The following is a 23,230-nucleotide window of genomic DNA, read 5'->3' as shown; positions in this document are numbered from 1 at the left end:
CTGGTTCACCGTGCTCGGACACGGGCCGGTGACGGGCACCGTCGTGCCGGGGGAGCGCTACCAGGCCGCGGTGTCCATCGGCACCAATCCCACCTTCTCCGGGCGCACCCGCACCGTCGAGGCGTTCGTCCTGGACACCGCGGCCGACCTCTACGGACAGCACGTGGCCCTGGACTTCGTCGCGCGCATCCGCGGCCAGCGCAAGTTCGAGACGGTGAAGGGCCTCGTCGCCGCGATGGGGGACGACACCGAGCGGGCCCGCAACCTGCTGTCGGCGGGTTGATCTCTGTAGTCACATTTGCCACATCAGTCGCTGCGCGCGGCGGCGCCCTGTGTGCCCACCTCAAAGCGACAACGGCGCGTCGTCGGTGCCGTCTCGGGCCGTTGTCGCTGGAAGGCGGGCACACGCAGTGCTTTCCCGGCCAGGGACCAATGAGGCAAAAGTGAGAATGCGGCGTCGGAGGTTCGTCGTTTGTGCCCCGGGGATGCGCCGCTGCTAAACTGCCTGACGACATCGGCGCGTGCTGCGGTTCGCGGTGGCCGCGCCGTGAATTCCACTGATCGCGGACCAATTGATGGAGATATTTTCGTGGCGCTTACAGCCGAGCAAAAAAAGGAGATCCTGACCTCCTACGGCCTGCACGAGACCGACACCGGGTCCCCGGAGGCCCAGGTCGCGCTGCTGACTAGGCGGATCGCCGATTTGACCGAGCACCTCAAGGTGCACAAGCACGACCACCACTCGCGGCGCGGACTGCTGCTGCTGGTGGGCCGGCGGCGCCGGCTGCTGAAGTACGTGTCCCAGATCGACGTGGAGCGCTACCGCTCGCTCGTCGAGCGCCTGGGCCTGCGTCGCTGACGCCTGGCAAATCGCCAGCGGGACTGGCCGGCCAAGTTCGCCCGTGTAGAGTAGGAGCGTTCTGGGCCGGTTCGGCCCGAGCAAACGGTGCGGTTTGCGCAGATCCGCGCAGGCCGTTCCAGCAAGTCACAAGGGAGCAGCCCAGTCTGCATCGGGCGGTCTTCGGTAGTGGCTGCCGGGCTCTCCGGATCTGGGGCAGGTCGGCCGCTTCGATCGATGGCCGTAGCCGCATTCAGACTTCTTCCTTCTAGGGAAGCTCTCGGGTTACTCGCGCGTGACGACGCGAAACAGCTCAATACCCAGAGAGGCCATACGGACACCCATGTCTGTAGCTGAAATTGAAGAAGGCGTGTACGAGGCGACCGCCACCATCGACAACGGGAGCTTCGGCACCCGCACCGTACGTTTCGAGACCGGTCGGCTGGCCCAGCAGGCCGCCGGCGCCGTGGTCGCTTACCTGGACGACGAGAACATGCTGCTCTCGGCGACCACCGCCAGCAAGAGCCCCAAGGAGCACTTCGACTTCTTCCCGCTCACCGTCGACGTCGAGGAGCGGATGTACGCCGCGGGCCGCATCCCCGGCTCGTTCTTCCGTCGTGAGGGCCGCCCGTCCACCGACGCGATCCTGACCTGCCGGCTCATCGACCGCCCGCTGCGCCCGTCGTTCGTCAACGGGCTGCGCAACGAGATCCAGGTCGTGGTGACGATCCTGAGCCTGGACCCCAACGACCTGTACGACGTGCTGGCGATCAACGCCGCGTCGGCCTCGACCCAGATAAGCGGCCTGCCGTTCACCGGCCCCATCGGCGGCGTGCGGGTGGCGCTGATCGACGGCACCTGGGTCGCCTTCCCGACCGTCGAGCAGCTCGAGCGCGCCGTGTTCGACATGGTCGTCGCCGGCCGGATAGTCGGCGACGGTGACGCCAAAGACGTCGCCATCATGATGGTGGAGGCGGAGGCCACCGACAAGGTCATCGAACTGGTCGAGGGCGGCGCCCAGGCGCCGACGGAAACCGTTGTGGCGCAAGGCCTGGAGGCCGCCAAGCCGTTCATCAACGTGCTGTGCACCGCGCAGCAGGAGTTGGCCGACGCGGCCGCCAAGCCCGTCGGTGAGTACCCGACGTTCCCGGACTACCAGGAGGACGTCTATTACTCGGTCGCCTCAATCGCGACCGACGAGCTGGCCAAGGCGCTGACCATCGGCGGCAAGGCCGAGCGCGACGCACGCACCGACGAGCTGAAGGCCGAGGTGCTGCAGCGGCTGGCCGAAACCTACGAGGGCCGCGAAAAAGAGGTCAGCGCCGCGTTCCGCTCGCTGACCAAGAAGCTGGTCCGCCAGCGCATCCTGACCGACCACTTCCGCATCGACGGCCGCGGCATCACCGACATCCGCGCGCTGTCGGCCGAGGTCGCCGTCGTTCCGCGGGCGCACGGCAGCGCGCTGTTCGAGCGCGGCGAGACCCAGATCCTCGGGGTCACCACGCTCGACATGGTCAAGATGGCCCAGCAGATCGACTCGCTGGGACCGGAAACGTCCAAGCGCTACATGCACCACTACAACTTCCCGCCGTTCTCCACCGGCGAGACCGGCCGGGTCGGTTCGCCCAAGCGGCGCGAGATCGGCCACGGCGCGCTCGCCGAGCGGGCCCTTATCCCGGTGCTGCCCAGCGTCGAGGAATTCCCGTACGCCATCCGCCAGGTGTCCGAGGCACTGGGCTCCAACGGCTCGACCTCGATGGGCTCCGTCTGCGCGTCCACTCTGGCGCTGCTCAACGCCGGTGTGCCGCTCAAGGCGCCGGTGGCCGGCATCGCGATGGGCCTGGTCTCCGACGAAATAGAAATTGAGGCGGGAGACGGTTCAAAATCGACCGAGCGTCGCTTCGTCACGCTTACCGACATCCTCGGCGCCGAGGACGCGTTCGGCGACATGGACTTCAAGTGCGCCGGCACCAAGGACTTCGTCACCGCGCTGCAGCTGGACACCAAGCTCGACGGCATCCCGTCGCAGGTGCTGGCGGGCGCGCTGGCGCAGGCCAAGGACGCGCGCCTGACCATCCTCGAGGTGATGGCCGAGGCCATCGACGCGCCCGACGAGATGAGCCCCTACGCGCCGCGGGTGACCACCATCAAGGTCCCGGTCGACAAGATCGGCGAGGTCATCGGCCCCAAGGGCAAGGTCATCAACGCCATCACCGAGGAGACCGGCGCGCAGATCTCCATCGAGGACGACGGCACGGTGTTCGTCGGCGCCACCGACGGGCCCTCGGCGCAGGCCGCGATCGACCGGATCAATGCCATCGCCAACCCGCAGCTGCCGACCGTGGGCGAGCGCTTCCTCGGAACCGTGGTCAAGACAACGGATTTCGGCGCGTTCGTGTCGTTGCTGCCCGGCCGCGACGGCCTGGTGCACATCTCCAAGCTCGGCAGGGGCAAGCGCATCGCGAAGGTCGAAGACGTCGTGAACGTCGGCGACAAGTTGCGGGTGGAGATCGCCGACATCGACAAGCGGGGCAAGATCTCGCTGGTCCTGGTGGACGAAGAGGAATCCGCGGAGACGCCGTCCGTCACGCCCGCACCGGCCGATGCCACCAGCTCCGTTTAAAAGGCCAGCAGCTGACCCGGCGGCGTCCCTGCGTCGCGGCACGCAGATCGCCGAGGTGAACGCCGACCACAAGGCCGTCCGCCGCACCACACTGCCGGGCGGCCTGCGCGTGGTCACCGAGCACCTGCCCGCGGTGCGCTCGGCCTCGGTCGGGGTGTGGGTCGGCGTCGGATCGCGCGACGAGGGCACCACCGTGGCCGGGGCGGCGCACTTCCTCGAGCATCTGCTGTTCAAGTCGACCCCCACCCGCACGGCCGTCGACATCGCCCAGGCGATGGACGCCGTCGGGGGCGAGCTGAACGCGTTCACCGCCAGGGAGCACACCTGCTACTACGCGCACGTGCTCGACAGCGACCTGGAGCTGGCGATCGACCTGGTCGCCGACGTGGTGCTCAACGGCCGCTGCGCCGCGGCGGACGTGGAGCTGGAACGCGACGTCGTCCTCGAGGAGATCGCCATGCGCGACGACGACCCCGAGGACGCGCTGGGCGACATCTTCCTGTCGGCGCTCTTCGGTGACCACCCCGTGGGCCGGCCCGTGATCGGCACCGCGCGTTCTGTTTCGGCGATGACGCGGGGCCAACTGCACTCGTTTCACGTGCGGCGCTACACCCCCGAACGGATGGTCGTCGCGGTCGCCGGCAACGTCGATCACGACCAGGTGGTCGCGCTGGTGCGCGAGCACTTCGGGCCGCACCTGATCCGCGGGCGGCAGCCGGTCGCTCCCCGCAAGGGCGCCGGGCGGGTCACCGGAGCGCCCGGGCTGGCGCTGGTCAACCGGGATGCCGAGCAGACCCACGTGACGCTGGGCGTCCGCACCCCCGGCCGCAGCTGGGAGCATCGCTGGGCGCTGTCGGTGCTGCACACCGCGCTGGGCGGCGGCCTGAGCTCCCGGCTGTTCCAGGAGGTCCGCGAGCTGCGCGGCCTGGCCTATTCCGTCTACTCGGCGGTGGACATCTTCGCCGACAGCGGCTCGCTGTCCGTGTACGCCGCGTGCCTGCCCGAGCGTTTCACCGACGTCATGCGGGTCACCTGCGACGTCCTCGACGCGGTCGCGCGCGACGGCATCACCGAGGCGGAATGCCGCATCGCCAAGGGGTCCCTGCGCGGCGGGCTGGTCCTGGGGCTGGAGGACTCCGGCTCCCGGATGAGCCGCATCGGACGCAGCGAGCTGAACTACGGCAAACACCGCAGCATCGAACACACCCTGCAGCAGATCGACGCGGTGACCGTCGAGGAGGTCAACGCCGTGGCCCGCCGGCTGCTGGGCAAGCGCTACGGCGCCGCCGTTCTGGGCCCGTATGCGTCGAAACGATCGCTGCCCCAACAACTTCGGGCGATGGTATCTTAAGCCGCATGTCCGCCTCCTCACTCGCGCCGTACCGGCGCTCGCCGTCAGCGAACTAGCCGCATGGTCCTCGGCTTTTGGGATATCGCGGTGCCCATCGTGGGTGCGCCGATGGCCGGCGGTCCCGGCACCCCGGCGCTGGCCGCGGCGGTCTCCAACGCGGGCGGGCTCGGCTTCCTCCCGGCCGCGTACATCAGCGCCGAGCGGCTGGCCGAGGACATCGCCGCCGCACGCGCCCTGACGACGGGCCCGCTCGGCGTGAACCTGTTGGTGCCCCAGCCCAGCGTTGCCGACTGGATCGCGCTGGACTACTACGCCGAGGAACTCGAAAACATCGCCGACCACTACCAGTGCGAGGTCGGCCGGCCCGAGTTCGGTGACGACGACGACTGGGAGCGCAAGCTCGAGGTGGTATCCGACGTCCACCCCGAGCTGGTTTCGTTCACCTTCGGCGTCCCGCCGCCGGACGTGATCCGGCGGCTCAGCGCGCAGGGACTGTTGGTGATGGTCACGGTGACGTCGCCGTACGAGGCCGGGATCGCCGTCGCCGCGGGCGCGGACAGCCTGGTGGTCCAGGGGCCCGACGCGGGCGGGCACCGCGGCACCTTCGCGCCGGACATGGAACCGGGCACCGAGTCGCTGCACGAGCTGATCGATCGGATCCACCGGGCGCACCGCGACATCCCGATCATCGCGGCGGGCGGGCTGGGCACCGCCGAAGACGTCGCCGGCGTGCTGCGCCGCGGAGCGGTGGCCGCGCAGGTCGGCACCGCGCTGCTGCTGTCCAACGAGGCCGGCACCAGCCAGGCCCATCGCACCGCCATGAAGAACCAGCTTTTTGGCAAGACCATCGTCTCGCGCGCGTTCTCGGGTCGGTACGCGCGCAGCCTGGAAAACGATTTCATCCGGCGCCTCGACACGGTCGCCCCGCTCGGTTACCCCGAGGTCAACCAGATGACCTTGCCGATCCGGGAAGCCGCCACCGAACGGGAGGACCCGGACGGGATGACCCTTTGGGCCGGAACGTCATTCGGTGATGCCCGACCGGGGCCGGTGGCCGACATCGTCGCCGGCCTCGACGTCTAGCAGGCTCGCCGGGTCGGTGTGGGGCAAGCCGAGGTCGGTGGCCACCCGCTCGGAAAGCAGCGTCCCGTCGTGCGTCGAAAGGCCCTTGGCCAGAGCGGGATCCGACCGGCACGCTGCCCGCCAGCCGGCCTCGGCCAGCCTGAGCACGTACGGCATCGTCGCGTTGGTCAGCGCGACGGTCGACGTCTTGGGCACCGCGCTGGGCATGTTCGCCACGCAGTAGAACAGGGTGTCGTGCACGGCGAACGTCGGATCGTCGTGCGTGGTGGGCCGGGAATCCTCGAAGCAGCCGCCCTGGTCGATGGAGATGTCCACCAGCACCGCCCCCGGCTTCATCTGCGCGACAAGGGAATTCGATATTAACGTGGGGGCCTTGGCGCCGGGCACCAGGACGGCGCCGATCACCAGGTCGGCCCGCTTGACGGCACCCTCGAGCTCGTAGGCCGACGAGTATCGGGTGCCGACGCGGCCCGCGAACTCCGCGTCGAGCAGCCGGAGCTTGGCGATGTTGACGTCGAACACCATGACGGTCGCGCCCATGCCGCCCGCGACCCGGGCGGCGTTGTAGCCGGCCGTGCCCGCCCCGATCACCACGACGTCGGCCGGCTTGACGCCCGGCACCCCGCCCATCAGCACGCCGCGCCCGCCCTTGGTGCGCATCAGGTGGTAGGCGCCGACCTGAGCGGAGAGCCGTCCGGCGACCTCGCTCATCGGGGCCAGCAAGGGCAGCGCGCCGTCGGCGGTCTGGACCGTCTCGTACGCGATCGAGGTCGTGCCGGCGGTCAACAAGGCGTCGGTGCAGGCGCGCGAGGCCGCCAGATGCAGGTAGGTGAACAGCACCTGGCCGCGGCGCAGCAGCCCGTATTCGGCCGGTATCGGCTCCTTGACCTTGAGCACCAGGTCGGCGTCGGCCCACACCTGTTCGGCGGCGCCGGCCAGGTCGGCGCCCGCGGCCTTGAACTCCGCGTCGGGGATCGCCGAGCCTTCCCCGGCGCCGGACTGGACGAGGACCTCGTGGCCGCGGCGGGTCAATTCCGCGACACCGGCCGGGGTGACGGCCACCCTGAATTCGTTGGTCTTGGTCTCGGTGGGGATCCCGACGCGCATGCGTCAAGTGTGAAGAAAGTTCGAGAGCGCAGCAAACATGCTGATGATAATTCTGTAGACTCGTGTCGTGCCCGATCCATCTCCCGAACAGAAGGGCAGGGCCGCCGACCCGCCGAAGGATGTTCGACCCGCGCCCCTCGATGCGGTCGACCGCAAAATCCTGACCTTGCTGCACGCCGATGCGCGCATCACCAACAACGCGCTCGCCGAGGCGGTCGGAATCGCGCCGTCGACATGCCACGGCCGGGTTCGGCGGCTGGTGGACCTCGGCGTCATTCGCGGCTTCTACGCCGACGTGGATCCGGTCGCCGTCGGGCTGCCGCTGCAGGCGATGATCTCGGTCACCCTGCAGTCCAACGCGCGCGGCAAGATCCGCAGCTTCATCCAGCAGATCCGCACCCGGCGGCAGGTCATGGACGTCTATTTCCTTGCCGGCGCAGACGATTTCATCCTGCATGTCGCCGCCCGCGACACCGAGGACCTCCGCTCGTTCGTCGTCGAAAACCTCAACGCCGACGCCGACGTCGCGGGCACCCAGACGTCGCTGATTTTCGAACATCTTCGTGGTGCGGCACCGATTTAGCCTTATGATCGGCGGATGAAGCGCGATCCCGCGGTAGCGATCGTGGGGGCCGGCATGTCCGGCCTGTGCATCGCAATCGCGTTGCTGCGCAGCGGCATTCGCGACGTCACCATCTACGAGAAGGCCGACGAGGTGGGTGGCACCTGGCGGGAAAACACCTATCCCGGCCTGACCTGTGACGTGCCGTCGCGGGTGTACCAGTACACGTTCGCCACCAAACCCGACTGGTCGCACATGTTCTCGCCCGGCGGCGAGATCCAGTCCTACTTCCGGGGCGTGGCCGACCAGTTCGGGTTGCGGGAACGGATCCGGTTCGGCACCGAAATCGCCGGTGCCCGGTTCGAAAACGACCGCTGGGTGCTCCGCACGGACGCCGGCGAGGAATCGAGTGTCGACTTCCTGATCTCGGCGACCGGCGTGTTGCACCATCCCCGGATGCCGTCGATCGCCGGGCTGGACAACTTCGGCGGCCACGCCTTTCACTCGGCGCGCTGGGACCATTCGGTGGAGCTGTCCGGGCGGCGAATCGCGGTGATCGGCAACGGATCCACCGGCGTGCAACTGGTCTGCGGGCTGGCCGGCGTGGCGGGCCGGGTGTTGCTGTTCCAGCGCACCGCGCAGTGGATCGTCCCGATGCCCAACCCGCAATACTCCAGGTTCGCCAGCCTCACCCACCGGGCCGCGCCCTGGCTCGACCGGTTCGCGTACCGGGCCTACAGCCTCATCTTCGACACCTTCGCCGTCGCGCTGACCAAGCCGGGACTGCGGCGAAAGGCGATGGGGGCGCTGTGCCGGGTCAGCCTGCGCCAGGTGCGCGATCCCGAGTTGCGCGCGGCGCTCACGCCCGATTACCAGCCGATGTGCAAGCGGCTGGTGGTGTCGGGCGGGTTCTACCGCGCGATGCAGCGCGACGACGTCGAGCTGGTCACCGCCGGCATCGACCACGTGGAGCGGCGGGGCATCGTGACCGAGGACGGCGAGCTCCACGAGGTAGACATCATCGTGCTGTGCACCGGGTTCGACACGCACGCGTTCTTCCGGCCGATGTGCCTGACCGGGCGGGACGGCATCGCCGCCGACGACGTCTGGCGCGACGGGCCGCGGGCCTACCAAACGGTCGCGATGCCCGGTTTCCCCAACTTCTTCATGATGCTCGGCCCGCACAGCCCGGTGGGTAATCACTCGCTGACCGCCGTCGCCGAACACCAGGCCGATCACATCCTGGGCTGGATCGAGCGTTGGCGCCGAGGCGAATTCGACACCATCGAGCCGACGGCCGCGGCGACCGAGCGCTACAACGCGCAGCTGCGCGCAGCGATGCCCGACACCGTGTGGACCACCGGCTGCAACAGCTGGTACCTGAACAAGGACGGGGTGCCGGAGGTTTGGCCGTTCACGCCCGCCAAGCACCGCGCCATGCTGGCAAACGCCGATCCCGCCCAGTACGACCTGCGCCGCCGCGTCGCGGCAGGATAAACCCGGTACCGGCGGTTTCGCATAGCTGGGCCGCGTCACTATACTTGCCTGCGATGTTCACCGTCGACGACCAGGCCGCGGGTCCGCATGACGCGTCGCTCGACCACGAACGCCTGGTCCTCGAGGCGCGCGATGTGGAGTTCGACTGGGCCAAGCTGCCGTTCCACTACGTGCCCGGTGAGCCGTTCGCGACCCACGTCCTCAACGTCCTGCACCTGCTGCTGCCCGCCGGCGAGGAGTTCTTCGTCGACGTGTTCAAGCAGGCGTTGCCCCTGATCAAGGACGACCAGCTGCGCCTTGACGTGCAGGGCTTCATCGGCCAGGAGGCCATGCACTCGCAGGCGCACGCGAAGGTGCTCGCCCACTTCGCCGCGCAGGGCGTCGACCTCACCCCGTACACCGACCAGATCAGGTGGCTGTTCGAGAAGCTGCTCGGCCCCAAGCCGGGATGGGACCGGCGACGCCGGCACAGCTGGCTGCTGGAGCAGGTTTCGATCGTGTCGGCGGTCGAGCACTACACCGCCATCCTGGGCGAGTGGGTGCTCGGCGCGCCCGCCCACGACGCCATCGGCACCGACCCGGTGATGCTGGACATGCTCCGCTGGCACGGCGCCGAGGAAGTCGAGCACAAAGCCGTCGCCTTCGACACCATGAAGCACCTGCGCGCCGGCTATCTGCGACGGGTGCGCGCCCAACTGGTCGTGACGCCGGCCATGCTGTTGTTCTGGGTCCGCGGGGTCCGCTTCCTGTACTCGGTGGACCCGCACCTGCCGCCGGGAACCAAGCCGCACTGGTGGGAGTACATCCGCGCGGCGCGCCGGGGTTTGGTGCCCGGGCCGCTGCGCTTCGTGCGGGTGGTCGCCGACTACTACCGGCCGGGTTTCCACCCGTCCCAGCTGGGCGGGCTGGAGGCGGCCGTCGACTACCTGGCGCTCTCGCCCGCTGCGCGGGCGTCGCACTGACCTATGGCCGAGACCTCGAGCGTCACCGCCTCCGACGGCGTCACCTTGGCGGTGCACCGCTACACCGAGATCGACGCGGCGCGCCCGACCATCCTCGCGATACACGGCTGGCCCGACAACCACCACCTCTGGGACGGCGTGGCGCACGAGCTCGATGAGCGCTACGCCGGCCGTTACAACGTGGTGGCCTACGACGTGCGCGGCGCCGGCGAATCATCGCGTCCCGCAAAGCGATCCGGCTACGCCTTTCCCCAGCTGGTGTCCGACATCGGCGCGGTGATCGACAGCCTGGGTGTCGGGCCGGTGCACCTGCTGGCCCACGACTGGGGTTCGATCCAGGCCTGGGCGGGCATCACCGACGACTCGGTGATGGCCAAAGTCGCGTCGTTCACGTCGATTTCGGGCCCGCACCTGCGCTACGCGGGCAGGTTCCTGCGCTCGGCGCGAACCCCGCGGGCCGTCGGCCAGGTCGCCAGGCAGCTGCTGGGATCGATCTACATCGCGTTCTTCCTGTGTCCCGGCGTGCCGGAGCTGGCGTTCCGCTCGCGGCTGGGCGTGAAAGTCCATGAGGCCCTTGAGCGCATCGGCCGGACGAGCACGCGCAGCCGGCGCGAGCGGCCGCCGCGGTCCATCGCCGACTACGTCAACGGGCTGGGCCTGTACCGCGCCAACATGCCCGGGCCGATGCTGCGGCCCGGCCCCAAGCTGCCCAAGACCACCGTCGCCGTCCAGACCCTGGTGCCGCGCAAGGACATCTTCGTGACGCCCGCGGTGCAACGGTTCACCGGCGCGATTCCCGAAGAGGCGCGGGTGATTCCGATCGAGGGCGGCCACTGGGTGGTGACGTCGCGCCCCGAGGTGATCGCCCGGCTGACCGCCGAGTGGGTCGACCACACCGTCAGCGGCGCCGCCGCCGGTTCGGTGGTGCGCGGCGGACCGCGCGAGGTCGGCGGCAAGCTGGCGCTGGTCACCGGGGCGGGCGCGGGCATCGGCCGGGCCACCGCGGTGGAGCTGGCCCGGCGCGGCGCCCGCAAGGTGCTGATCGTCGACCGCGACCTGGCCGCCGCCAACGACAGCGCGGACGCCGTGCGCGCGGCGTGCGCCGAGGCGGCGGTGTACCAGGTCGACGTAAGCGACGAGTCCGCGATGAACGACCTTGCCGCGCAAGTGTTTAACGAGCACGGTGTGGTCGACATCCTGGTGAACAACGCCGGCATCGGGATGGCGGGCCGGTTCCTGGAGACCAGCTCGGCGAACTGGGACGACATCCTGGGCGTCAACGTCCGCGGCGTCATCTCCGGCAGCAGGGCGTTCGCCGCCCAGATGGTCGAGCGCGGCGAGGGCGGCACGATCATCAACGTCGCGTCGGCGGCGGCGTTCGTCCCGTCGAAATCCATGGTCGCCTACGGCACCACCAAGGCGGCGGTGCTGGCGTTCAGCGAATCGCTGCGGGCCGACCTCGCCGACGAGGGCATCTCCGTCACGGCCGTCTGCCCGGGATTCGTCAACACCAACATCGCCAAGAGCACCGTCTACGCCGGCATGACCGCCGAACAACAGGAGCGCGCCCGGGCGAAGGCCGACGCGGCGTACCGGCGCCGCAACTACCCGCCGGAGGCCGTGGCCAAGGCGATCGTCCGGGCCGTCGAGACCGGCCCCGCCGTGCTGCCGATCGCCGCCGAATCCCGGATCGGCTACGCGCTGCGCCGCATCAGCCCGTCGGCGCTGCGGCTGTTCGCCCGCTACGACATCCGGCAGAGTTAGGGATTCCGCCGTGCCCGAGAGCATTTGGGGAAGCAGGCCTGTCGACCTGTACGGTCGGCGTGACCGCGACCGGCTCGGCACGATGCTGTGGGGCGTGCGCCTGTGGTTCGGCGGATTCGCCGCGGTCTCGCGGTGGCAGCCGTCGCGGGTGAAGCCGGTGCCGCGGGCCCTGCGCGCGGTGATCACCAAGCGCGAACTCGCCGCCCCCGACGTCGTCGCGCTGACGCTGGCCGACCCGGACGGCGGGTTGCTCCCGTCGTGGACACCGGGCGGGCACATCGACGTGCAGTTGCCCTCGGGCCGGCGACGGCAGTACTCGCTGTGCGGCCCGCCCGGGCGGCGCACCGACTACCGCATCGCCGTGCGCCGGATCGCCGACGGCGCAGGCGGTTCCATCGAGATGCACGACGCCTTCGCGGTGGGGGACACGTTGGTGTTCGAGGGCCCACGCAACGCCTTCTACCTCGGCACCGCCGAACGCGACGTGCTGTTCGTCATCGGCGGCATCGGGGTGACGCCCATCCTGCCCATGATGCAGGCGGCGTCAGCGCGCGGAATCGATTGGCGCGCAATCTATGCCGGAAGAAGCCGCGAGTACATGCCGTTCCTGGATGAGGTCTGCGCGCTGGCCGGGGACCGGCTGACGGTCTGGGCCGACGACGAGCACGGCCGCTTCGCGGGTGTCGACGACCTGCTGGCCGGCGCCGGCCCGACGACGGCGGTGTACGTCTGCGGGCCGACTCCTATGCTGGAGGCGGTGCGCGCGGCGCGAAACGAATTCGACTACGCACCTTTGCATTACGAGCGGTTCAGCCCGCCGCCGGTGGTCGACGGGGTGCCGTTCGAGCTGGAGCTGGCGCGCTCGGGGCGAGTGCTCAGCGTGCCGGCAAATCGTTCGGCGCTTGACGTCATGCGTGATCTGGATCCGACCACGCCGTACTCGTGCCAGCAGGGCTTCTGCGGGACGTGCAAGGTCAAAGTGCTTGGCGGGCAGGTCGATCACCGCGGCCGCGTGGCCGTCGGCGACGACGAAATGGTGGTCTGCGTGTCGCGGGCCAGCGGCGATCGGCTGGTCATCGACGCGTAAGCCGGTAGCCCACGTGGGCCACCTTGATGCCGGGCAGCGGCTCCCAGTCGAGGGTGCGGCCGTCGACGCGAAAGTTGTTCTTCTCGTAGAAGCGGCGCGCCTTGTCATTCCGCACCGCGGCCCACAGGATCACGTCGCCGGACGGGTGCGCGCTCAGGATCTCGTCGAGCAGGCGGCGGCCGATGCCGTGCCGCTGGCTTTCGTCGGCGATATACAGCGCGTCGATTTGGACAGCGCCCCGTTCGTCGGGGTCCGGCCCGAAGATGGCGACGCCCAGTGTCCGGCCACCGGACTCGGCGACCCACATCCGCCAGCCGTCGCGGTTCAGCGTGTGCGGATAGATCTCGGCGACCCAGCGCTTCGGCGGACCCAGGATGTCGAGCAGCGGCGGCGTGAGTATTCCGTCCCAGGACCGCCGCCAAACCGGATAGTGCATCTCCGCGACGTCGGCGAAATCGTCCGGCGTGGCTTCGCGGATCCGGATGTCGAGGGCCTCCACACGTCAAGGCTAAGGGTCAAGGCTGGGGGTCAAGGCTGGGGTCGTCGCTCCAGATAGGCGGCCAGGGCGTTGGTCAGACCGCGCCGGGCCATGTCCAGGTCGGCGTACGAGCCGAGCTGGCGCTCCGAGACCAGCCCGCGCATCGCGCCGGGGATGAGCGCGGCCACCTCACGCACCCGGTCCGGGTCGACGTCCAGGCCGGCGAAGGCGTTCTGGCACGTTTCGAGCCAGCTCTTGCCCCAGGAGAACAGCTCGGCCGCCGTGCGCGGGTAGAGCCGTTCGAGCTCGCGGGGGTCGCGGGGGAGCGCGGCGCGCAGGTTTTCGATGGCGCGGGAATCCGCCGACGCCAGGCCGCGGTAGAGCGTGTCGATGATGGCGCCGACGCGCTCGCGCAGCGGGGCGTCGGGGTGTTCCGGCTCCGACAGCTCAGAGAACGTGGCGGCGCGCCGCTCGGCGGTGCGGTGCAGCACGGCGGCCCAAAAGCCGTCGGTGTCGCCAAACTGGTATTGCACCGCGCCCCAGGTGGCGCCGATGTCCTTGGCGATGCGGTTGGCCGATACCGACCCCGGCTCGCCCGAGGCCAGCGACTTCAGCGCGGCCTCGAGCATGCTCTCGCGCGTCGCGTTGCCGCGCCGGTTGGGCCGCCGCCCGGCGACCTTGGTTTCGGTCACCCGGCTAGCCTAACATTTTCATAGAGGGTACTCTGATTCGGCGAGGAGGGATGCCCGCATGGCCAAGCCGCCGCTGTCGATGAAGCCGACCGGATGGTTCCAGGTCGCCTGGTCCGACGAGATCGGCGTCGGCACCGTGCACAAGATGAAGTACTTCGACCAGGAGATGGTCGCCTGGCGCGCCGAATCCGGCGCCCTCACCGTGATGAGCGCATACTGCGAGCACCTCGGTGCGCACCTCGGCTACGGCGGCAAGGTCGTCGGCGAGGTGCTGCAGTGTCCGTTCCATGGCTGGCAGTGGAGCGCCGAGGGGCGCAACGTCTGCATCCCGTATCAGGATCGGCCCAACCGCGGCAGGCGAATTCGCACCTATCCCGTGGTGGAGCGCAACCAGTCCGTTTACATCTGGCACGACGTCGAGCGCCGCGAACCCTTCTTCGACGCGCCCGACGTGTTCGCCTCGTTCGACGACGGCCGCAGCGCCGACGACTACTACCCGCAGCAGCGGCTGTATCGCCAGGCTCTGGAGCTGCATCCGCAGTACGTGCTCGAAAACGGTGTGGACTTCGCGCATTTCAAGTTCGTGCACAACACGCCGATCGTGCCGGTGTTCACCCGCCACGACTTCGCCGACGCGGTGTCCTTCGTCGACTTCACCATCACGTTCGAGGGCGACGACGGGCAGAAGATCGAGGACGTCAACAGCGGTGTCGAGGCGATCAACGGCGGGTTGGGCGTCGCGGTGACCAAGAGCTGGGGGATGGTCGACAACCGCACCATCTCCGCGGTCACCCCCGTCGACGAATCCACCTCCGACGTCCGGTTCATGGTCTACATCGGGCGGGCCCGTGGCAAGGATCCGGCGCGGGCCGAGTCGAGGGCGGCCGAATTCGGCCGTGAGGTGATCCGGCAGTTCGAGCAGGACATCGAGATCTGGCAGCACCAGCGCTACTCCGACCCGCCCGCGCTGGCCCCCGACGAGTACGAGGGCTTCACCGCGATCCGCAAGTGGGCCAAGCAGTTCTACGTGACATCCCAGGAAGGCTAAGCCAAAATGAATGCACCAATCCGCGTCTTCCAGGTGGCCACCGGAAACGTCGGATCCGAGATGATCAAGCGGATCGCCACGCAGCCGGACCTGGAACTCGTTGGCCTGCACTGCTATTCGCCCGAGAAGATCGGGCGCGACGCCGGCGAGCTCGCGGGCATCGCGCCCAACGGCGTGACGGCCACCGGCACCGTCGAGGAGATCATCGCGGCCAAGCCGGACGTGCTGACGTTTCACGGCGTCTTCCCCGACGAGGACCTCTACGTCAAAGTGCTTGAGGCGGGCATCAATATCGTCACCACGGCCGACTGGATCACCGGCTGGCACCGCGACACGAACCACCCGCACCCGTCGGGCAAACCGGTGACCCAGCTGCTGGCCGAAGCCTGTGAGAAGGGCGGCGCGACGTTCTACGGCACCGGCATGAACCCGGGCCTGAACCAGATCCTCGGCGTGGTGTGCTCGGCCGACGTGGCCGACATCGAGAACGTCACCACCATCGAGTCGGTCGACGTGTCGTGCCACCACTCCAAGGACACCTGGCTCGAGGTGGGCTACGGCCAGCCGGTGGACGATCCGTCGATCCCGTCGAAGCTGGAGAAGTACACCCGCGTCTTCGCCGACAGCGTGCTGATGATGGCCGACTGCTTCGACCTGCCGCTCGACGAGGTGAAGTTCAGCTATGAGCTCGGCGCCTGCACCAAGGACGTGGACCTGGGCTGGTACACGCTGCCCAAGGGCTCGCTGGGCGGCAACTACATCAAGTACCAGGGCATGGTGGACGGGGTGCCCCGTGTCGAGACGCACCTGGAGTGGCAGATGACCCCGCACACCGACCCGAGCTGGAACATCAAGGGCTGCTACATCACTCAGATCAAGGGCGACCCGTGCGTCTACAACAAGCACATGATTTTCCCCAAGCCCGGCGTGGACCTGTCCAATCCGGACAACTTCGCCTCCATCGGCATGACCGTCACGGGCATGCCGGCCCTCCGGGCGATCAAGTCGGTGGTCGCGGCGCGCCCGGGACTTATCACCAGCGCCGACCTGCCGCTGCGCGGGTTCGCGGGGCGGTTCAAGACGTAGGCGGGCGGGTCAAGGGGCCTCGTCGTCGTCTTCGTCGTCGAAGAGGCGTTCCGGGTGGTGATAGTCGTTGGTGCGCGCGCCGCGGTCCAAGTGCGGCGGCGGGATCCACTCGGTGCGGCCATCCGGGAGTTTTCTTGTCCGCCAGCCTTTTTCGATCAGCTTGTGATCGGGCTTGCAAGCGAACGTGAGCTTGTCCACGTCGGTCATGCCGCCGGTGGCCCAGTCGTCGACGTGGTGGACCTCGGACCAGTAGCCCGGCACGTCGCAGCCGGGGCGCGTGCAGCCGCGCTCCTTCGAGTAGAGGACGATGCGCTGGTCCGGTGACGCGATTCGCCTTGACCGGCCCAGATACAACGGCCGATTCGAGTGTTCGTCGAAAACCGCAAGATAGTGGTAGGCGTGGCTGGCCATCCGGATCACGTCGCGCATGGGCAGCAGTGTCCCGCCGCCCGTCACGGCTCGGCCCGTGCCGGCGGTCAGTTCCCGCAGCGTGGTCGACACGATGACGGTCACCGGCAACCCGTTGTGCACGCCGAGTTTGGGGTCGCCCAGCCGGCTACGCACCAGCGCGTTGAGCGCGTCGTGCTGGCGCTGGGCGTGGCTGCGGGTGTCCCTGCTCGCGAACTCCTCGGTGGGCTCGCCTTCGACGCAAGGGGTTTCATCGTCCGGGTTGCACATCCCGGGTGCCGCGAACCGCGCCAGCCACGCATCGATGTTGGCGCGCAACTCCGGCGAAGCCACCAGCTTCCCGATGCTCATCCCGTCGGTGCGCTGCCCGCACCAGGTGAAGCCGCGCTGGCGGGCCCGGTCGGCGTCGGAGAACTTCCCGTCGGGGTTGACCAGCAGCGCGCACTGATTCGCCACCTTCTGCAACTGGTCGGGCCGCAGTGTCAGCGCCTGGCGGGCCAGGAATCGCTCAGTTTTCTCCACCGTGTCGACAGGTATGGCCTCGGGCAGGTCGCGGAAGAAGGTCTGGATCACCCGCAGGTGCTGACCGTCGAGCATTCCCTCTCGCCATGCCTCGGCGGTCGCGGGCAGCTCGGGGGCCAGCTCCTGGCCGGTCAGGGTCCGGCGTGGCGAAAGCTGTTTGACGTCACGCAGCCGACGGCACGCCTCGGCGTAGCTGATCCGAAGCCAGTCGGCGACCACCTTGTGGACCGGTCCGCCGATGTCGGCGGAGTCCTCATCGGCCAGGCCGGCGATCACGTCGTGGCTCACCGCAACCTGGCGGCGGCGGGACGCTTCCATCTGCTCCAGCGCGCGAAGGCGGACGACCGGGCTGAGGGTGCCGAAATTCAGCCCGGCGACCTTCGCCGTGGCCGCGTGCAACTCGTCCAGCGCGGCGGACACCTCGGCCGGAAACGCCATCGAACTCATGTTCGAATGCTATCCAGCGCCGCCGACGCCGCCTATCGATAAACGCGTTCCTGTGGATCAATTCCGAACTGTGGATAAAGCCATTTCCGAGGGTTTCCGAGGGTTTCCGATGGAAATGTCAGGCGCTCGGACACAGATCGCGTTGGGCCCAGTACACGAGGAGATCCGCCTGCGCCGGGTTCAGCCCGTTGGGGCCCAGGTCGGTATCGGACTTCTGCAGGGCCATGGCCTGCAGCTGCGCGGGCGGAACTCCGTACGAAAGTTGCTGGCACAGCCGCTGACCCGTTTGCAACAGCGCCGGGTCACCGCCGGCGAAGTCCTGGATCCCGGCGTTGTGCAGGTCGTTGAGATAGGAGATCGGGTCGGCCTGAGCCGGACCGGCCCAGACGACCCCGGCGGCCACAAGTGGGCCAGTTATTGCCGCCAAGCTCATAAACCGGCCAGAGCGCCTCTGTGCCGCCATGGTTCCTCTCCTTTTTTAGGTTTGCCCAAATTGGAACGCTCAATATCTTGAAGCAAATTCGGCAAATACGCCAGCGGTCGGACGAGGATCCTCGAGAAGCCGCAACGTGCCGGTCTAGGGTGAAGGCCATGCGGGTAGGCGTGCTGGGGGCGAAGGGCAAAGTCGGGTCGACGATGGTGGCGGCGGTGCAGGCCGCCGAGGATCTGGTCCTGTCGGCGGAGGTGGACGCCGGTGATCCGCTGAGCCTGCTGACCGACGGCGACACCGAGGTGGTCATCGACTTCACCCACCCAGACGTGGTGATGGGCAATCTAGAGTTCCTGATCGGCAACGGAATTCACGCCGTGGTCGGGACGACGGGCTTCAACCAGGAGCGCCTCGACCAAGTGCAGTCGTGGCTGGCCGACAAGCCCGACACGAGTGTGCTGATCGCGCCCAACTTCGCTATCGGGGCCGTCCTGTCCATGCATTTCGCCAAGCAGGCGGCGCCGTTCTTCGACTCGGCAGAGGTGATCGAGCTGCACCACCCGCACAAGGCCGACGCCCCGTCGGGCACCGCCGCCCGCACCGCGAAACTGATCGCCGAGTCCCGAAAGGGCTTGCCGCCCAACCCCGATGCCACCAGCAGCGGCCTGCCGGGCGCCCGCGGCGCGGACGTCGATGGAATACCGGTGCACTCCGTGCGGCTGGCCGGGCTCGTCGCCCATCAGGAGATCCTGTTCGGCACCGAGGGCGAGACGCTGACCATCCGCCACGACAGCCTGGACCGCACGTCGTTCGTGCCGGGCGTGCTGCTGGCCGTGCGGCGGATCACGGAGCGCCCCGGCCTCACCGTGGGCCTCGAGCCCCTGCTGAACCTCACATGATCGGACGCACGCTGTACATCCAGCTGCTCATCGCGTTCCTGTGTGTGGCGATGCTGGTGTACTTCGTGCTGCTGGGCCGCCTGGCCGTCACGATGATCGGGTCGGGACGGCCCGCCGCCATCGGCCTCGGCGCGGCGCTGCTGATCATGCCCGCCATCGGCCTGTGGGCGATGATCGCCACGCTGCGGGCCGGGTTCGCCCACCAGCGGCTCGCCCGCCTGATCGCCGCTGACGGAATGGAACTCGACACCAGCGAGCTGCCGCGGCGGCCGTCGGGCCGCATCGAGCGGGACGCGGCCGACGCGCTGTTCGCCACCGTGCGCACCGAGGTCGAGGCCGAACCCGACGACTGGCGGCGCTGGTACCGGCTGGCGCGGGCCTACGACTACGCCGGGGACCGCCGGCGCGCGCGGGAGGCCATGAAGACCGCGGTCCAACTCCAGGCCCAGCCATGAGCAAGACGCTGCTGATCGTGCACCACACGCCCTCGCCGCACACCCAGGAGATGTTCGAGGCCGTGTTGTCCGGCGCCACCGATCCCGACATCGAAGGCGTCGAGGTCGTGCGACGGCCCGCGCTCACCCTCGCACCCGCCGACGTGCTCGAGGCCGACGGCTACCTGCTCGGCACTCCCGCCAATCTGGGTTACATGAGCGGTGCGCTCAAGCACGCGTTCGACGTCTGCTACTACCCGTGCCTCGACGCGACGCGCGGGCGACCATTCGGCGTGTATCTGCACGGCAACGAGGGCACCGAGGGCGCCGAGCGGGGCATCGAGGCCATCACCACCGGCCTGGGTTGGGCGAAAGTGGCTGAGACCGTGGTGGTTTCGGGCAAACCGAGCAAGGCCGACCTGGAATCGTGCTGGAACCTCGGCGCGACCGTCGCCGCTCAGTTGATGGGTTGATCGAACGAAGCCGGCATGAAGGCATCCGCGGGTTGGGCCAGCGCCAGCGCCGTGCTGGAGCCGAACGGTCCGTGCCGGTCGAACAGAATCGCGGTGCCCGTGGCCACACCCGCAGTGCCGTAATGGCTCTGGGCCGCCAACCCGAGGAATTCGCCGTCCGGCAGGCGGCTCGCGGTGACGGTGTAGTCGGCGTTGATGTAGCGCAAACCCCCAGTGCCCCAATGGGTCAGCGAACTCGTGATGTCGCCGACGAACGCCAAGCGGGTGAAGGGCGTGAGCGGGTAGCCCTGCACCATCGGGCGAAACAGCCGCGTCCAGGCGAACTTCTGGGAATGAGCCTGCTCCCACTCGCCCGCCGCGATGCCGGGGCTGCCGGAAAGCGTCGCGCCGTACCCCCAGATGAGAAACGGCATGTCGACCGGAAAGCCGTCGGAGTCGGCCGGAAGCGGCGGCATCTGGACCGGGCCGGACCACACCTCGCCCTCCGGGTGGTCGCCCCGTCGCAGGAACAGCGAGCTGGCCCGCGCGACGGTTCGCCCGTTCTGGACCAGCGCGGCGTCGACGAGTTTGATGCGCCGGCCTTCGCGCTGCACCGAGGTCTCGATCCGCACCGGTTCGGGCAGCACCGGGCGCAGCAGGTCGACCGTGATGCGCGCGGGCTGAAGGTCGGGGTCGATCCCGGATCGCTCGATGCCGAACGCCAGCAGGCCGCCGACGTTTTGACCTCCCAGCGCCGTGCCCCAGGGTCCTCGCGTCAGTGGGCCGGGCAGATAGGAGTCGCCATCGACAGCGAAGAACGCCTCGGGCATGATGGCGGAATCCTCGATGGTCACCGCTATCACGATAGGACAGGGGGATAAGTAAGGACCGGGCATGCCTCCAGTGATCGAAATTCCCCGTACGCACAACCCATTCCCGACGACCGGCGTGTCTCGCGGCGTCGACGGTGTCCCGCGCTACGAGCGCCTGCCCGCCACCCTGCTGGACATGCTCGCCGAACAGGTCGACAACCGCCCGAACAGTGAGGCCGTCGCTGAATTGGGCGTCAGCCGGTTGACCTACCGGCAGCTGTGGGACCGCGCGGCGCGGGTGGCCGGCGGACTTCGGGCCGACGGCCTGAGCCCGGGCGATCGCGTCGCCGTGCGTTACCCGGCCGGCATCAACTGGGTGGTCGCGTTCTGGGGCACCGTAATGGCCGGTGGCATTGCCGTCGCGGTCAATACGCGCTCGGCGCAGCCGGAGGTCGAGTTCGTCCTGTCCGACTCGGGCGCGCGGATGGACCTGGCGCCGGACGCGCCATTGCCCGACGGCGACCCCTACGTCACCCACGGGCTGGGACCCATGGATATTGCCGCCCTGTTCTACACCTCGGGCACCACCGGCCACCCGAAGGGCGTGCCGACCACCCACGAGGCGTTCGTGACCAACACCGAGAACGCGATCCGCTGCCTCGAGCAGCCGAGGGACCTCGGCGAGGAAATGCGCACCCTCATCTCGGTGCCGCTGTTCCATGTAACCGGTTGCAATTCACAGCTTTTGGCCGCCGCTCGGCTTGGGGGAGCGTCGGTGATCATGCCCGCGCTCAACCTCGACGAATTGATCGCGACGCTGGCGGCCGAACGCATCTCCGTGATGGTGACGGTCCCGGCGATCTACGCCCTGATGCTGCGGCACAAGGCCTTTGCGGGCGCCGACGTGTCCTCGGTCCGCTGGGTCGGTTACGGGGGCGCGCCCATCGCGCCCTCGTTGGTGGGGGCGGTGAAGGAGGCGTTTCCGCAAGCCACCGTGTTCAACGGGTACGGCATGACCGAGACCGCCTCGCTGATGACCGTCCTGCCGGATCGCGACGCCGTCGAGCACGCCGACTCCGTGGGGTACGCCGTCCCGTCGGTGGACCTCGGCCTGGTCCCGTTCGGCGGCGACCAGCCGGGGGTGGGCGAGTTGGTCACGCGCGGCGCCAATGTCACGGCGGGCTACTGGAATCGGCCGGACGCCAACCGGGCCACGTTCGCGGATGGCTGGCTGCACACCGGCGACGTGGTTCGCGTCGACGATGCGGGGCGGGTGCACATCGTCGATCGGCTCAAGGACATCATCAACCGGGGCGGTGAGAACGTCTCCAGCGTCGAGGTCGAGGCGGCGCTGTTGTCTGCGCCGAATGTCGCCGACGCCTGCGTGCTCGCGGTGCCCGACGACGTGATGGGCGAAAAGGTCGGCGCCGTCCTGTTCGCCGGCGAGGACGAGATCGACGTGCGCGCCGTCCTCGACCACTGCCGCGGCCGGCTGGCCGACTACAAGATTCCGCAATACGTCACCGTGGTAACCGAAGCGCTGCCCCGCAACGCCGGCGGCAAACTGCTCAAGGGCAAGCTGCGCGGCGAGGTGAAATGGGGCGACCCGCTCCGATGAGCGCCCTGCTGATCGCCAACCGCGGCGAGATCGCCCTCCGAATCATCCGCACGGCAACGGAACTGGGCATCCGAACGGTGGCGGTCTACGCCGAAGACGACGCCGAGAGCCCCCACGTGCACGCCGCCGACGAAGCGATCGGCCTACCGGGCGCCGGGCCGGCGGCCTACCTGAACCAGCCCGAACTGCTCGCCGCGGCCAAGCAGTCCGGCGCCGAGCTGATCCACCCGGGTTACGGGTTCCTTTCCGAGAGTGCCGAATTCGCGCGCGCCTGCGCGGCCGCCGGATACACGTTCGTCGGTCCGGGCGCCGACGTGCTCGAGCTGGTCGGCGACAAGTCGTCGGCCAGGCAAGCCGCGACCGTCGCGGGCGTGCCGGTGCTGCCGGCGACCCAGGGACCCAGCAGTGTCGAGGACGTCAAGGCGTTCTTCGCCGAGCAGGGTGGCGCCGTCATGATCAAGGCCCTCGCCGGCGGCGGGGGCCGGGGAATGCGGAAGGTGCGCCACGCCGAGGAGATCGAGCACGCTTACCAACAGTGCGCGGCGGAGGCGCAACTCGGCTTCGGGGATCGCGCGCTGTTCGCCGAGGCCGTGCTCGACGCCGCGCGGCACATCGAGGTGCAGGTCGTGGGCGCGCCCGCCGGGCACCAGACGCGCGCGCTGGCCCTCGGTGACCGCGATTGCAGCGTCCAGCGGCGCTACCAGAAGCTGGTCGAAATCGCACCCGCCCAAGGGCTTTCGGACGCACTACGCCATTCGATGCATCAGGCCGCGGTCCGGCTGTGCGCCAGGGTGGGTCTGCACGGTGTGGCCACCGTCGAATTCCTGGTCACCGGGGACCGGTTCGTCTTCCTCGAGGTCAACCCGCGGATCCAGGTGGAGCACCCCGTCACCGAGGAAACCACCGGGGTGGACCTGGTGGCCGTACAGCTGGCCATCGCCCGCCGCGCGTCGTACTACGAACTCGGGCTCCCCGCCGGGATCGCCTCGGACGGAAGCGAAGTGATCGGCGAGCCGGCCGCCCGCCGCGG

At 68.9% G+C, this 23,230-nt stretch carries 23 protein-coding genes; 17 read left to right on the top strand and 6 right to left on the bottom strand.

Annotation, left to right across the window (positions count from 1 at the left end):
* From A5712_RS28445 to A5712_RS28425, 5 genes are all read left to right on the top strand, one after another.
* Positions 1–283, top strand: a 283-nt coding sequence (locus tag A5712_RS28445) for a riboflavin kinase (protein WP_304528684.1), incomplete at its 5' end; no start/stop codon positions are given.
* A 306-nt stretch (positions 284–589) separates the two neighbouring features.
* Complete coding sequence (gene rpsO / locus A5712_RS28440) at positions 590–859, top strand: 30S ribosomal protein S15 (protein ID WP_066928262.1); 270 nt, start codon at positions 590–592, stop codon at positions 857–859.
* 322 nt (positions 860–1,181) lie between these two features.
* Positions 1,182–3,461: a polyribonucleotide nucleotidyltransferase gene (locus tag A5712_RS28435; RefSeq protein WP_197519524.1), complete on the top strand. Its 2,280-nt coding sequence runs from the start codon at positions 1,182–1,184 to the stop codon at positions 3,459–3,461.
* The gene (locus A5712_RS28430) at positions 3,442–4,812 is read left to right on the top strand and encodes a pitrilysin family protein (RefSeq protein ID WP_068113405.1); all 1,371 of its coding nucleotides are present in this window, start codon (positions 3,442–3,444) and stop codon (positions 4,810–4,812) included. The genes A5712_RS28435 and A5712_RS28430 overlap by 20 nt, the downstream gene beginning before the upstream one ends.
* Positions 4,813–4,872: 60 nt before the next feature.
* Complete coding sequence (locus tag A5712_RS28425; RefSeq protein ID WP_068113401.1) at positions 4,873–5,895, top strand: nitronate monooxygenase; 1,023 nt, start codon at positions 4,873–4,875, stop codon at positions 5,893–5,895.
* Here the strand turns inward: A5712_RS28425 and ald are convergent.
* Complete coding sequence (ald, locus tag A5712_RS28420) at positions 5,836–7,002, bottom strand: alanine dehydrogenase (RefSeq protein WP_068113398.1); 1,167 nt, start codon at positions 7,000–7,002, stop codon at positions 5,836–5,838. The two genes, A5712_RS28425 and ald, sit on opposite strands and share 60 nt — an antisense overlap.
* Positions 7,003–7,069: 67 nt before the next feature.
* Between ald and A5712_RS28415 the strand changes: the two genes are divergently transcribed.
* The 5 genes from A5712_RS28415 to A5712_RS28395 are packed head-to-tail and all read left to right on the top strand — an operon-like array spanning position 7,070 to position 12,874.
* The gene (locus tag A5712_RS28415) at positions 7,070–7,585 is read left to right on the top strand and encodes an Lrp/AsnC family transcriptional regulator (RefSeq protein WP_068113396.1); all 516 of its coding nucleotides are present in this window, start codon (positions 7,070–7,072) and stop codon (positions 7,583–7,585) included.
* A gap of 15 nt (positions 7,586–7,600) precedes the next feature.
* Positions 7,601–9,061, top strand: a complete 1,461-nt coding sequence (locus A5712_RS28410; RefSeq protein ID WP_068113394.1) for an NAD(P)/FAD-dependent oxidoreductase — start codon at positions 7,601–7,603, stop codon at positions 9,059–9,061.
* Positions 9,062–9,114: 53 nt separating this feature from the next.
* A complete protein-coding gene (locus tag A5712_RS28405; protein WP_068113392.1) occupies positions 9,115–10,023 on the top strand; it encodes a metal-dependent hydrolase in 909 nt (302 codons plus the stop codon).
* Between the two features lie 3 nt (positions 10,024–10,026).
* Entirely contained in the window at positions 10,027–11,787 is a 1,761-nt protein-coding gene (locus A5712_RS28400) for an SDR family oxidoreductase (RefSeq protein WP_068113390.1), read from the top strand.
* A gap of 10 nt (positions 11,788–11,797) precedes the next feature.
* Positions 11,798–12,874, top strand: coding sequence for a PDR/VanB family oxidoreductase (locus A5712_RS28395; RefSeq protein ID WP_068113387.1), 1,077 nt, complete (start codon positions 11,798–11,800; stop codon positions 12,872–12,874).
* Here the strand turns inward: A5712_RS28395 and A5712_RS28390 are convergent.
* Together A5712_RS28390 and A5712_RS28385 are read right to left on the bottom strand one after the other, a co-directional pair.
* Positions 12,861–13,373: a GNAT family N-acetyltransferase gene (locus tag A5712_RS28390; RefSeq protein WP_068113383.1), complete on the bottom strand. Its 513-nt coding sequence runs from the start codon at positions 13,371–13,373 to the stop codon at positions 12,861–12,863. The genes A5712_RS28395 and A5712_RS28390 overlap by 14 nt on opposite strands.
* A gap of 29 nt (positions 13,374–13,402) precedes the next feature.
* Entirely contained in the window at positions 13,403–13,981 is a 579-nt protein-coding gene (locus tag A5712_RS28385; RefSeq protein ID WP_068113413.1) for a TetR family transcriptional regulator, read from the bottom strand.
* A 121-nt stretch (positions 13,982–14,102) separates the two neighbouring features.
* On the opposite strand from A5712_RS28385, the gene A5712_RS28380 reads away from it, so the two are divergent.
* Both A5712_RS28380 and A5712_RS28375 read left to right on the top strand, forming a co-directional pair.
* The gene (locus A5712_RS28380; protein WP_068113379.1) at positions 14,103–15,092 is read left to right on the top strand and encodes a Rieske 2Fe-2S domain-containing protein; all 990 of its coding nucleotides are present in this window, start codon (positions 14,103–14,105) and stop codon (positions 15,090–15,092) included.
* Positions 15,093–15,098: 6 nt separating this feature from the next.
* Positions 15,099–16,178, top strand: coding sequence for a dihydrodipicolinate reductase (locus A5712_RS28375; RefSeq protein WP_068113376.1), 1,080 nt, complete (start codon positions 15,099–15,101; stop codon positions 16,176–16,178).
* Between the two features lie 9 nt (positions 16,179–16,187).
* Here the strand turns inward: A5712_RS28375 and A5712_RS28370 are convergent, their stop codons facing one another.
* Together A5712_RS28370 and A5712_RS28365 are read right to left on the bottom strand one after the other, a co-directional pair.
* Positions 16,188–17,555 (bottom strand): HNH endonuclease signature motif containing protein, encoded by a 1,368-nt coding sequence (locus A5712_RS28370; protein ID WP_068113374.1) that lies wholly within the window; start codon positions 17,553–17,555, stop codon positions 16,188–16,190.
* A 118-nt stretch (positions 17,556–17,673) separates the two neighbouring features.
* The gene (locus A5712_RS28365; RefSeq protein ID WP_068113371.1) at positions 17,674–18,018 is read right to left on the bottom strand and encodes a DUF732 domain-containing protein; all 345 of its coding nucleotides are present in this window, start codon (positions 18,016–18,018) and stop codon (positions 17,674–17,676) included.
* A gap of 128 nt (positions 18,019–18,146) precedes the next feature.
* On the opposite strand from A5712_RS28365, the gene dapB reads away from it, so the two are divergent.
* Genes dapB through A5712_RS28350 form a run of 3 tightly spaced genes read left to right on the top strand, consistent with a single transcriptional unit; the run spans position 18,147 to position 19,791 of the window.
* The gene (dapB, locus tag A5712_RS28360) at positions 18,147–18,884 is read left to right on the top strand and encodes a 4-hydroxy-tetrahydrodipicolinate reductase (protein WP_068113411.1); all 738 of its coding nucleotides are present in this window, start codon (positions 18,147–18,149) and stop codon (positions 18,882–18,884) included.
* Complete coding sequence (locus A5712_RS28355; protein ID WP_068113368.1) at positions 18,881–19,339, top strand: hypothetical protein; 459 nt, start codon at positions 18,881–18,883, stop codon at positions 19,337–19,339. Before dapB ends, A5712_RS28355 begins: the two co-directional genes overlap by 4 nt.
* The gene (locus A5712_RS28350) at positions 19,336–19,791 is read left to right on the top strand and encodes a flavodoxin family protein (RefSeq protein ID WP_068113365.1); all 456 of its coding nucleotides are present in this window, start codon (positions 19,336–19,338) and stop codon (positions 19,789–19,791) included. Before A5712_RS28355 ends, A5712_RS28350 begins: the two co-directional genes overlap by 4 nt.
* Here A5712_RS28350 and A5712_RS28345 read toward each other — a convergent pair.
* Positions 19,776–20,624, bottom strand: a complete 849-nt coding sequence (locus A5712_RS28345; RefSeq protein WP_197519522.1) for a thioesterase family protein — start codon at positions 20,622–20,624, stop codon at positions 19,776–19,778. The genes A5712_RS28350 and A5712_RS28345 overlap by 16 nt on opposite strands.
* Positions 20,625–20,664: 40 nt before the next feature.
* Between A5712_RS28345 and A5712_RS28340 the strand changes: the two genes are divergently transcribed.
* On the top strand, positions 20,665–22,200 hold the full coding sequence (locus tag A5712_RS28340) for a class I adenylate-forming enzyme family protein (protein ID WP_197519521.1): 1,536 nt from the start codon (positions 20,665–20,667) through the stop codon (positions 22,198–22,200).
* On the top strand, positions 22,197–23,230 hold a 1,034-nt coding region (locus tag A5712_RS28335), incomplete at its 3' end, for a biotin carboxylase N-terminal domain-containing protein (protein WP_156766816.1). The genes A5712_RS28340 and A5712_RS28335, both read left to right, overlap by 4 nt.

Origin of the sequence: Mycobacterium sp. E2327 (assembly GCF_001672675.1) — a bacterium.
GTDB lineage: Bacteria > Actinomycetota > Actinomycetes > Mycobacteriales > Mycobacteriaceae > Mycobacterium.
This window is presented reverse-complemented; position numbering and strand designations above follow the sequence as displayed.